Consider the following 12051-nt stretch of genomic DNA (forward strand, 5'->3'; position numbering starts at 1 on the left):
TTCCATGCCTTTATTGCCTTGTTGGTAAAAAAATATCCCAGCATCATTGTGCCGAGATATTTATATCCTTACAATTGATTATCTGTTTCTTCCGGTGTTTTCGGTGTTTCAGATGTACCCGCTTTTTCCGGTGTTTCAGATGTCACTGGTTGATTTTTAATTGAAGATGGGTATTTTGGGCTTTCGCCATATTTATTTGCCGGCTTACTGTCAAAGCATAGGAATACTATCATTGTAACTGTAAGTCCAAAATAAATAAGATATAGAAGTACTAACAAAATAACAATTCCAATTGGCATAAACATAAAATCATTATCATAATATGATTCGATAAACTGCACCACTATAGAGAATACAATACTAAATGCACACATTATAATAGGCAATACCATTGTTCTTGATATATCGTGGAATCTTCGGACGCTTAATGCCAAATTGGGAATAAAGGTTGCTAAAGAATAAAGAAGCATATATATAACTGTAAGTATTAATATCATCACACCAAACATAGATAATACTTTAGCATCTATTTCATCACCTATACCCACAAATACTGCTCCCATAAAGAACACGAAGAAAGCAGGAAGTATAAATATTAAATGCCACAACATCATATACCAATATTCACTACGTCTTGATCTCCCCTTAAAATTTACATAATTTTTCCAAAATAATACGAATGATTTCATAAAACCTACTTGAGGTAATTGTTCCATTGTAATCTCCCTTTCATTAATCATATTTATATTTTTAATTATTATTACCGTTATAATATACAAGATTCATTATCAAGCCACTTCATTTCAATCGTCGTTCACTTTGGAAAATGAACTTTATATTTCATCACTAGTTAAATGAAAACCCGCTACAAGTACGCATCTATATGGAGACTCATTTGAAAGTCAACGCTTCGTTAACTATACTAAAAATATGTCACACTGCAATGTTCGCGTTCAAAAGAGACTCAATCTCTGCAAATAAAATATTCCATAACAAAGTATATACTTTACATTTTTATAATTCTTAACAATACTATTTTATCAAACATTTACCACAATAAAAATATCTTTTTCATTTTTATTTAAATTAATCATATAATTGCGAGGAGAATATTATGGATTTCGTTAATAATGATACAAGACAAATTGCTAAAAACTTATTAGGTGTCAAAGTGATTTATCAGGATACCACTCAAACGTATACAGGCTACATCGTGGAAACTGAAGCATACTTAGGTTTGAATGATCGTGCGGCTCATGGCTATGGCGGTAAAATAACACCTAAAGTTACGTCATTATATAAACGTGGTGGTACAATTTATGCACATGTCATGCATACGCATTTACTCATTAATTTTGTAACAAAATCTGAAGGTATACCTGAAGGCGTACTTATCCGCGCAATTGAACCAGAAGACGGTTTATCTGCTATGTTCCGTAACAGAGGTAAGAAAGGCTACGAGGTAACGAATGGCCCAGGAAAATGGACTAAGGCATTTAACATTCCACGGGCTATCGATGGCGCTACGTTAAATGACTGTAGATTGTCTATTGATACTAAGAATCGTAAATATCCTAAAGATATTATTGCTAGTCCACGAATCGGTATTCCAAATAAAGGTGATTGGACACATAAATCTTTACGTTACACAGTGAAAGGTAATCCATTTGTGTCTCGCATGCGTAAATCAGATTGTATGTTTCCCGAAGATACTTGGAAATAAATGCCATCTTTCATTGATTACTATCATGAAAATGAAATCTATCTCCTTATAAGTCAATCAATCAGCCGTCAACATACGGATGGGTTGATTGTTTTTCTTTGTGTCCATCATATTTTTTGATTCATCTCCTCTTATTGAACTTGTTCTTAATTATAAAATATAACAATAGAATTATTTATAATTATTAAATTTAGATGCATTAATATTATTGATATTATTTTCAAAAACTAGAAATATTGATTTGTTGCATGTATAATGTTAAAAGTGCCCTTTTATAACGCTTACATATAAAAGCTTATTTAGGGAGAGGGATATTCAACAAGGGGGATTTGAAAATGATAGAACTTAATGCAATTACAACATTATGTTTAGCCTGTATACTTTACTTACTTGGTAAAGCTATCGTTAATCACGTTAATTTTTTAAAACGCATTTGTATACCAGCACCAGTGATTGGCGGCTTAATCTTTGCTATTTTAGTTGCGGCTTTGGATTCATTTGGCATGGTTAAGATTAAATTAGATGCTTCATTCATTCAAGATTTCTTCATGTTAGCATTCTTTACGACAATCGGTCTTGGTGCATCATTGAAATTATTTAAATTAGGTGGCAAAGTCTTGCTATTATACTTTATGTTTTGTGCTATCATTTCAGTCATTCAAAACATAGTTGGTGTATCACTAGCAAAAGTATTAAATATTAAACCGTTACTAGGATTAACAGCTGGTTCTATGTCTATGGAAGGTGGTCACGGTAATGCTGCCGCTTATGGTAAGACAATCCAAGATTTAGGCATTGACTCGGCACTGACAGCGGCTCTTGCAGCTGCAACTTTAGGTCTTGTATTTGGAGGGCTTATCGGTGGACCAGTTGTAAAATTTTTAATCAAACGTTATAACTTAAAGCCTCAACATAGTGACGATACATTTAAAGATTATAGTCAAGTAGCATATAACGAACATTTACATAGTAAATTTAATGCCACTGAAGTATTCTTCATTCAATTTACAATCGTTGTATTCTGTATGGCAGTTGGAAGTTATTTCAGTCATTTGTTTACAGCTCAAACAGGGATTAATGTTCCAATTTACGTTGGCTCATTATTTGTAGCTGTTATTGTCCGAAATATCTCTGAAAGTTTTAATTTTAATATTGTAGATTTAAAAATTACTAATCAAATTGGCGATGTCGCATTAGGTATTTTCTTATCTCTTGCGCTAATGAGCATTCAATTAATCGAAATTTATAAACTTGCTATACCTCTTATTATTATCGTTTTAGTTCAAGTTGTCGTTATGATTTTATTTGCTGTTTTAATTTTATTTAGAGGTTTAGGAAAAGATTATGATGCTGCAGTAATGGTAGGTGGTTTTATCGGGCATGGGCTTGGTGCAACGCCAAATGCCATGGCAAATTTAGATGTTATTACTAAAAAATATGGAAACTCACCTAAAGCATATTTAGTTGTACCTATTGTTGGTGCATTCTTAATCGATTTAATTGGTGTTATAGTCATTATGGGATTCATTCAATGGTTTAGTTAAACACCAAACTCATAAATAAAAGAGGAGGCCTTCGCCTCCTCTTTTATTTATCCTCGATGTATATTCAAGTTACGTTGTTCTATCCATGACAATATTTCCGGACTAAATACGATTTGTTTTTGTGTTAAGTCGTCAATATTTTTAGCATCTAACATCGTCATTATTGATTTCATGTGTTCAATAAATGATTCTACATAAGCTACTGTATGTGCAATGCCATTATTTTCAACTTGATTTAAAAACGGACGTGACATACCAGTTGCCTTTGCACCAAGTGCTAAACTTTTAATTGCATCGAGTGGTGTACGTAAACCACCACTCGCGAAAACTGAAACTTCGCTTTGATAAGCCGTTGTTTCAAGTAATGACTCAACTGTAGACTGTCCCCATGATGATAAGTAATCCATATCTTTATTTGCACGACGTTCATTTTCAATATCTACAAAGTTAGTACCACCTTTGCCACTAACATCGACATACTTAACGCCTATTTGTTGTAAGTCATGCATTAATTCTTTGCTCATACCAAATCCAACTTCTTTTATAATGACTGGAACAGACACTCGTGATACAATCGACGCTATATTATCTAACCAAGTCACAAATTCACGATTCCCTTCAGGCATAACTAATTCTTGAGGAGAATTAACATGGATTTGTAACGCTTGTGCCTCAAGTAATTCAACTGCTTCCAAAGCCTTTTCTACTGGTACGTCCGCACCAACATTGCTAAAAATCATGCCTTCAGGATTCATTTTTCGCGCAATCGTAAACGTCTCAGCCATGCGTGGATTTCTCAATGCCGCATGTGTTGACCCAACTGCCATCGCTAAGCCAGTTTCTCTTGCAACTACAGCTAGCTTTTCATTGATGTTTTTCGTCCACTCGCTACCACCCGTCATTGCATTAATATAAACCGGATATGCCATCGTTAAGTCAGGCGTCTGTGATGTCAAATCGATATCATTTACATTAATTGATGGGATAGAATGATGCACAAAACGCATCTTATCAAAATCTGATTGCATTGCGTCAGATTGAGCCATTGCTATTTCAACATGTTCATTTTTTCTCTGTTCTCTTTGGAAATCACTCATGATTAAACCTACCTTTTCGTCATTTCTAATTTAAAACCATTTTTTACGTCTGAAAAAGATGATTAATACGACAGCTATAACAAACATTACAGCTAAGCAAATATAATATCCATAATGTAAATGTAATGCCGGCATATTTACAAAGTTCATACCATAAATCCCAGCTATGAATGTTAACGGTGAAAATATAACTGATACTAACGTTAATACTTGCATAATACTATTCATTCTAAATGACGTGTATGACTCAAAATTTTCTCGTATTTCGTTTGTCATTTCTTGAGCAGTACGAATGATATTACGTTGCTTAATCAAGTGGTCATCGATATGTTGAATGTATAGCGAATGTTTATTATCTATAATCAAATCACCATTTTGTTTCATTGTATCAATTAGCTCTTGCATAGGAAACAGTACACGTTTTACTTTAATCAAATCCGAACGTAACTTAAAGACACTATCCATGACCATTTTATTAAAGCGATCATCTACATGGCGGTCTTCAAAATGATAAACACTATCTTCAAGTGCATATACAAAGTTGAAATATTTATCAACCATCATATCTAAAATTAATATAACGACATCTGCACAATCTAATTCTGCATCTAATGCATTCATATACTTATAGACTACTTTATTTAATGATTCCAACGTTTGATGATGATATGTTACTAATACGTTGTCTTGTATAAAAATATTTAGTGCTATTGGTGAATAGTTTGACCCCATAATACTATGGAATACTAAGTATTGATAATCTTTATAAGATTTATATTTAGCTCGTGGCATACCGTTAATTGCATCATCCACTTCTAAATCATTAAAATTAAAATGTGCTTTAAACCATTCATTTTCTTGTTCATTCGGTTCATCAAAATCATACCAAACAATAGTCGCATCTTTTGGTATCTCTTTGATATCATCAACTACTTTAAAAGGTTCATATGTAGTTTGATACCGTATCGTTAAAGCCATCGATACTCCCCCTAAATAACGAATTCTCTATTATTTTATCATGAATTAAATAACGTGTATGTCTTAATTTATTTTAGTATGATAGTCACTAAGGAGATGGTTATTATCAAACAACTTTTTACACATACTCAAACCGTAACATCTGAATTCATTGACCATAACAATCATATGCATGATGCAAATTATAATATCATTTTTAGTGACGTCGTGAATCGTTTTAATTACAGCCACGGTCTTTCTTTAAAAGAACGCGAAAATTTAGCATATACGCTATTTACACTAGAAGAACATACGACATACCTCTCAGAATTGTCTCTTGGCGATGTATTTACTGTTACTATATATATTTATGATTACGATTATAAGCGGTTGCATTTATTTTTAACATTAACTAAAGAAGATGGTACACTAGCATCAACAAACGAAGTAATGATGATGGGAATTAATCAGCACACACGTCGTTCTGATGCTTTTCCTGAATCATTTTCAACACAAATAGCACACTATTATAAAAATCAACCAACTATCACTTGGCCTGAACAATTAGGACATAAAATAGCAATTCCACACAAAGGAGCATTAAAATGACAGATGCATTACAACAAAAGATTCATATCGAATTACTAGATTTATTAGATGATGTTAAGTTTGAATTAACAGAATTAAATGCACAAAAAGGGTTATACATTAACGGACCAGCAAATCAGCTACTTAAGCGTGGCGTGCATATGGCTTATGTTCAAGGACAAAAGCAAGCTATCGATAATATTATGACTATTGTGGAACAACAGCTTGAAGATCAACATTTCCTAGAACATTATGATAAATTTCAAAATGAGGTTGCTCATCGCAATTATGATAAAACAGCTAACTTTGCAGAACTTAGTGATATTCCACGTCAATTCGATAATTTTTTAGATCAATTTTATCAAATTAAAGGGCAATACTTTATCATCACACATATCAATACACTTATTGGTGATTTTCACTCAGAAGCTCATTAACAATTAGTCTATATAATCCTTGCTATATTTTCAAAAACAAAACCCAATTGCGTTTTCATGTCAAATATCATCTTCCATGAAATCGTAACTGGGTCAATTGTATGTTATTAGTTATTTTGTGTTACATCCTCATCTATCGATTTGGCAATTTGTTTAATAGCTTTATGTGATTGTCTAATTGGATAAATTGGAAAATCATGTACCATCTTAGGATAATCATAAAACTCAATGTATTGATGATGTTGCAACATCATTTGTTCGAATAGCTTCATATCAGGATGTGTCATTTCACGTCCACCACCAAACATATAAACTGGTGGTAATCCTTCTATTGTGCCATTAATTGGCGATATGCGCTTATCTGTTAATGGTAGACCATTCGCCCATTTTTTCATAATCTCATTGACACCAAACTGACTTAGAACCGCATCTTGTTCGATTAAAGCGTCTGAAATATCTTTATTAGATAGTGTTGCATCTAAAATTGGTGAGATTAAATACAATTTATTCGGTAATGGCTGTTGATTGTCTAAAAGAGATTGTACAAAGGATAATGCCAGTGCACCACCTGAACCATCACCCATGACTACGACATTTTGATGGCCTACTTCAGATACTAATTGATCATAAACACGTTGTATCGCTTGGAAAGTGTCGTCAATATGAAACTCTGGTGTCTTTGGATAGATAGGCAGTACAACCTCATATAATGTACTTAAAGTGATCTTATCCAACAATCTCCAATGGAACGGTGATGGTTGTAGTGCATTGAATCCACCGTGAATATATAAAATTTTCTTATCAATTTGATGTCTGAAATTAAAGCGAAAGACTTGCATATCATCTAATGATAATTTTTCTAAATTTGCTTTAACATTTAATGTTGAAGGCTGCTTATGTTTTTTTCTATTTTCAATTTCTCTTTTATAAAAAAATCTTTCAACATCTTGATCATTTTTAAACATAATCGAGCGATTGTGAAGCAAATATTTATTGACAACGCTATTCATAACACGGTTTCTAATCAATGTCTTAACCTACCTTTATATATTTTATGTATCCAATGATTGTCTATCCCCTACATTCTTTGCCAAAAAAAGTATATAATGTAGAAGATATTTTCTTTTTCACTTTCAAATTTAAGACTACAATTGAACAGTGATTTTTCATCATTATAACAGACAACTAGACATATTGATAAGTAAAGAAAAGAACTTTATACGGAGGTACCTTGCATGACAAACCCAAATCAACGATTAGAACCATTTGATGAGACATTTCAACAACCGAATATTCATCGTGGTAAGCGATATGGTAAGAAAAAACGTTCATTGGTAAGCATGATTATTCAAATCATTGTTGTTATATTAACCGCAATCGCTGGATACAGCATGTGGAAACAACCCATTTTTAATATTGTCTTCACCAAAGAATCTGTAGATTTTGATGGCATTAAAAATTTTAACGAGACAATTGGAAAAATGCATCAATTAAATATTAATTTGGGTAATATCAATGATTTACAACAAGGAATCGATCGCTTAATTTTGGTCTTTAACGGTTTCTTTATTTTATGTATCGTTAGCCTAGTCATAACAATACTGACAATTGTATTTAATCGCACAGTTCTAAAAGTGGTAAATATTTTAGTGTTAACAATTATGTTAGTCATTACATTGTATTTCAGTTATATTATTAAAGCACTCGCACAAGAAATTGCAGATGCTTTAAAAAAATATTATTTAAATGTACCACCAGATCAAGTAATAACAGAAGCTGACGCTATTCATAACGGCATCATTTTACTGGGCTGTAGCATCGGTTTACTTGTTATAAGCTTATTCTTCCGTAATCGCATGCCTCGTTTAAAATAATGTTATATAGTAGGGATTGGGACAGAAATGTTATTTTCACAAAATTCATTTCGTTGACCCACTTCCTGCTTTTTCTTTATTAATAACCTACTACGTCAATGCCAAATTTTAATATAATTCCTCTAACATTCTACAAATCAACAAATAAAAAAAGTATCGATAACCATATATTGGCACCGATACTTTAAAAATCATGTCCCCACAACATAATTTTTGATTAGTCACACTTCAATTAATTAATTTATTTTATTTATTCATGATTGATACTATTATCTGCATCTATCTTTTGAGCCGTAGCTTTTGCTTTTTTGTTACTTTGTAAAAATAAGCATAAAATTAAAGCAATGATGCTAAATATCGTTGCAACTATAAATGCATCATTAATCCCTTCAACTGTTGCTAGTTTATTTACAAATTGTAATAACACTTTCATTGCGCCTTCTTGACCACCATATTGCGATGCTAATTCACGCATATGATCTTGTACAACAGGATTCGTTTTATCTAACTCTTCCCCAAAAGCTGATAAATGTTGTGTAGTTTGCGTTGTCATTACAGTAACCAAGATCGCTGTTCCTATAGAACCAGCTAGTTGACGCATCGTATTTAAGAAGGCATTACCATGGGAGGCAAGTCGTCCCGGCAACGCATTAATAGCTGCTGTTACCATTGGCATCATAATAAATGCCATACCAAATGAACGTAGTACATAGATGCCCATGATTGTCATATATGGCGTATCCATATTCAATTTAGTTAATTCCCATGTTGCATAAGTCATGACAGCAATACCAAAAATGGCTAAAGGTTTTAAGCCAATCGTGTCTAACAACTTACCAGCAAATGGCCCTAGTAGACCCATAATTAGAGAACCAGGTAATAATAACAATCCGGAATCTAATGCTGAGAAACCACGTAAATTTTGTAAGTAAATTGGTAATAAAATCATACCCCCATACAAGCTCATCATTACAACCATATTAATTACTGTTGTTAGTGTAAATGTTGGAAATTTCAATACTTCTAAATTCAACATTGGTGCTTTCATTCTTAATTCTCTTATTACAAATAGAATAATAAAGATAATACCAATCGCAAACATTGTTTCTATCTCAACAGAACCCCAGCCTTTGTTCCCCGCTTCTGAAAAGCCGTATAACAAAGCACCAAAACCAATTGTACTAAAAATGATACCTGGGATATCAGCTTTAGGATTTGTAGTATATTGATATAACTTAAACCATACAAAACCAACTAAGATTGCAATAATTCCGATAATGAACATACCGTAAAACATCACATTCCAATGGTAATTTTGTACAATATAGCCTGATAATGTTGGACCGATTGCAGGTGCTAAAATCATTGCGATACCCATTGTACCCATGGCAGCACCACGTTTTTCAGGTGGATAAATTGTAATAATAACAATTGAACCTAATGGCATTAGTACACCTGCACCAATAGCTTGTAATACACGTCCAACCATCATGATTGGGAAATTCATTGAAATCGCACATATTAATGAACCAATTGTAAAGAGTACTAACGCAACTAAAAATAATTTTCGATATGAATATTTATTAAATAGATACGCCGTAATTGGTATTAAAATACCGTTTACTAACATGAATCCCGTCATCAACCATTGCCCTGTTGACGCAGAAATATTAAATTCCGTATTAATTTTTGGCAAAGCAACATTTAATAATGTTTGGTTTAAAATCGCAATAAACATACCGAATAATAATGCCGCTAATATTTTACCGCGTGAAACACCTTCACCAAAAATATAATTTGTATGTTCTTTTTTAATTTTCTCATTTACTTTGTATTCTTCAGAATCAGGATTTTTAGCAGCAAATGCTTCATCATCCTTATTATCATTGAATAATTCTTGATCTTGTTCAGACCCTTTCGCATGATCAGTTAGACTAATTTGATTCTGATTATCTTTATTGTCAATACGCGCCTCTTCACGCGCTGAATGTTGTGACGATTGATCAGTTGTTCTGTCTAAATCACTTGCTTTAAATTTAGATTGATTTGATTGACGTGTCGCAAAATGTTGTTCCTTTTGTTGGCGTTTTGCTTTTCTTCTTGATCTTATTAATAATAAATTGATAACCCCAACAATAATGAGCGCTAAAACAATGTAGCTAATAATGAAGGCCGTAGTCATTTAATGACCCCCTTAATTTTTATGAATTTTTACTTCAGCGTTCATTCCAGGAACAACTTGTTTAGACGGTTCTGAATCTAACGTAATTTTAACAGGTATAACTTGAGATACTTTAGTATAGTTACCATCACTATTTGATGATGGCATTAATGAAAAACTAGCAGCAGTAGCTTTTCCAATACTATCAACTTTACCTTTAACAGAAGCTTTTTGACCGTCAATAGTCACATCAACATCTTTACCAACTTCAACATCTTTAATGTCTTTTTCGTCAATATTTGCAGTTACATATAAATCATCTAAATTGTAAGCATAAGCAATTGGATTGCCTGCTTGTACCATAGAACCTTCCATGCCATCTAATTTAGCAATTGTACCTTTTTGTGGCATTTTAAGTTCCATATCTTTAGTTTCGCCATCTTGACCTTGAACAGTAACTGTTGCTACTTTATCACCTTTATCAAGTTTATCACCTTGCTTAACATTTAGTGATTTGATTTGCCCAGAAGCTGGACTTGCTATTTTAATTTGATCGCCATTTACTTTAGCATTATCAGTTGTTATATAACTTGTTGTTTTATTCCAGAAATAAAAACCAGCAATCCCAATTGCTAACAGTACAACAACCGTAATGACATTAATTAATATCATCTTTTTCATGAAACATTTCCTCCTATTTGCTTTTAAAATTCACTTTATTTATTATAGAGACATGATAACTAAAAAAACACCAACAATTTTTATAAGAGTGTTGGTTAAAATTCACAAAGGTGTAACAATATGAAACGACAAGCCAAAATAGAAATTCAAAACGCACTTGTTGATTTGATGGCTGAATATCCTTTTCAAGAAATATCCACTAAAATGATTTGCGCGTATTGTAATATTAATCGTTCTACTTTTTATGATTATTACAAAGATAAATTTGATTTATTGGATACCATCAACTCAAAGCATAAAGAAAAATTCCAATTTCTTCTAAGCGCGCTACATCATAATTTCGAAAATATTAAACAGGATAAGCTTAAACTTTATAAATTCTTCATTATTATTGCTAAGTATATCAAGCACAATGAGCAGTTTTTCAAAGACATTTTAGTTACCTATCCAATGAAAACATTATTCATAGACTATATAAATTTAGCGAGAGATTACTATCAACAAATTATGAATGACTATAGTACTACAGTAACCAATAAACAGCTTTATGTTACATATATCATAGGCGGTCAAGCTGGAGTATTTATTAATTGGCTTTCGAATGGTTGTAATGAATCACCTGAAGAAGTTGCTGACATTTTATTGGCTAATACGATTAAACTTCAAAACCAATAATACGGTTTCATTCTAATAAAGAAATGCTATAAAACAACTAGATAAAGTTAAACCAAATGGACAGATAATAGTACATATGTAACGGTGCTATCAAAATAAAAATCAGGCTGGGACATAAATCCCTAAAAAACAGCAGTAAGATAATTTTCAATTAGAAAATATCTTACTGCTGTTCTCTATTTATACAATACTTCGTATTGAATGGCTTCGCTTTCCTAGGGTGCCGTCTCAGCCTCGGTCTTCGACTGGCACTGCTCCCTCAGGAGTCTCGCCATTAATACTACGTATTAACATGTAATTTTACTTTGAAATAC

The 12051-nt window shown here is 32.4% G+C and carries 12 protein-coding genes; 6 read left to right on the forward strand and 6 right to left on the reverse strand.

What is annotated here, in order from left to right:
• Positions 1-68 precede the first annotated feature (68 nt).
• Entirely contained in the window at positions 69-716 is a 648-nt protein-coding gene (locus ACXQH5_RS07540; RefSeq protein WP_000436827.1) for a DUF805 domain-containing protein, read from the reverse strand.
• Positions 717-1114: 398 nt separating this feature from the next.
• Between ACXQH5_RS07540 and ACXQH5_RS07545 the strand changes: the two genes are divergently transcribed.
• Together ACXQH5_RS07545 and gltS are read left to right on the forward strand one after the other, a co-directional pair.
• Positions 1115-1723, forward strand: a complete 609-nt coding sequence (locus ACXQH5_RS07545) for a DNA-3-methyladenine glycosylase (protein ID WP_000348297.1) — start codon at positions 1115-1117, stop codon at positions 1721-1723.
• 335 nt (positions 1724-2058) lie between these two features.
• Positions 2059-3267 (forward strand): sodium/glutamate symporter, encoded by a 1209-nt coding sequence (gene gltS / locus ACXQH5_RS07550; RefSeq protein WP_000571584.1) that lies wholly within the window; start codon positions 2059-2061, stop codon positions 3265-3267.
• Positions 3268-3314: 47 nt separating this feature from the next.
• Here gltS and fni read toward each other — a convergent pair whose 3' ends face one another.
• Both fni and corA read right to left on the reverse strand, forming a co-directional pair.
• Positions 3315-4364 carry a type 2 isopentenyl-diphosphate Delta-isomerase gene (gene fni / locus ACXQH5_RS07555; RefSeq protein ID WP_001279386.1) on the reverse strand — a complete coding sequence of 350 codons (1050 nt, stop codon included), beginning with the start codon at positions 4362-4364 and terminating at the stop codon, positions 3315-3317.
• Positions 4365-4394: 30 nt separating this feature from the next.
• Positions 4395-5342, reverse strand: coding sequence for a magnesium/cobalt transporter CorA (corA, locus tag ACXQH5_RS07560; RefSeq protein WP_001229246.1), 948 nt, complete (start codon positions 5340-5342; stop codon positions 4395-4397).
• A 96-nt stretch (positions 5343-5438) separates the two neighbouring features.
• Here corA and ACXQH5_RS07565 point away from each other — a divergent pair, with 96 nt between their 5' ends.
• Together ACXQH5_RS07565 and ACXQH5_RS07570 are read left to right on the forward strand one after the other, a co-directional pair.
• Positions 5439-5930 carry a thioesterase family protein gene (locus tag ACXQH5_RS07565; protein ID WP_000234724.1) on the forward strand — a complete coding sequence of 164 codons (492 nt, stop codon included), beginning with the start codon at positions 5439-5441 and terminating at the stop codon, positions 5928-5930.
• Positions 5927-6346, forward strand: coding sequence for a hypothetical protein (locus tag ACXQH5_RS07570; protein WP_000128656.1), 420 nt, complete (start codon positions 5927-5929; stop codon positions 6344-6346). Before ACXQH5_RS07565 ends, ACXQH5_RS07570 begins: the two co-directional genes overlap by 4 nt.
• Positions 6347-6453: 107 nt before the next feature.
• On the opposite strand, the gene ACXQH5_RS07575 is transcribed toward ACXQH5_RS07570, so the two are convergent.
• Positions 6454-7374, reverse strand: a complete 921-nt coding sequence (locus ACXQH5_RS07575; RefSeq protein WP_000620864.1) for an alpha/beta hydrolase fold domain-containing protein — start codon at positions 7372-7374, stop codon at positions 6454-6456.
• Positions 7375-7581: 207 nt separating this feature from the next.
• Here ACXQH5_RS07575 and ACXQH5_RS07580 point away from each other — a divergent pair, with 207 nt between their 5' ends.
• Positions 7582-8220 carry a hypothetical protein gene (locus tag ACXQH5_RS07580; RefSeq protein ID WP_000184226.1) on the forward strand — a complete coding sequence of 213 codons (639 nt, stop codon included), beginning with the start codon at positions 7582-7584 and terminating at the stop codon, positions 8218-8220.
• A gap of 250 nt (positions 8221-8470) precedes the next feature.
• On the opposite strand, the gene ACXQH5_RS07585 is transcribed toward ACXQH5_RS07580, so the two are convergent.
• Together ACXQH5_RS07585 and ACXQH5_RS07590 are read right to left on the reverse strand one after the other, a co-directional pair.
• Positions 8471-10402 carry a DHA2 family efflux MFS transporter permease subunit gene (locus tag ACXQH5_RS07585; protein WP_000205257.1) on the reverse strand — a complete coding sequence of 644 codons (1932 nt, stop codon included), beginning with the start codon at positions 10400-10402 and terminating at the stop codon, positions 8471-8473.
• A gap of 12 nt (positions 10403-10414) precedes the next feature.
• Positions 10415-11062, reverse strand: coding sequence for an HlyD family secretion protein (locus ACXQH5_RS07590; protein WP_000738244.1), 648 nt, complete (start codon positions 11060-11062; stop codon positions 10415-10417).
• 120 nt (positions 11063-11182) lie between these two features.
• On the opposite strand from ACXQH5_RS07590, the gene ACXQH5_RS07595 reads away from it, so the two are divergent.
• Positions 11183-11737 (forward strand): TetR/AcrR family transcriptional regulator, encoded by a 555-nt coding sequence (locus tag ACXQH5_RS07595; protein WP_000828571.1) that lies wholly within the window; start codon positions 11183-11185, stop codon positions 11735-11737.
• Positions 11738-12051 lie beyond the last annotated feature (314 nt).

It is taken from the genome of Staphylococcus sp. SA22, from assembly GCF_054165785.1.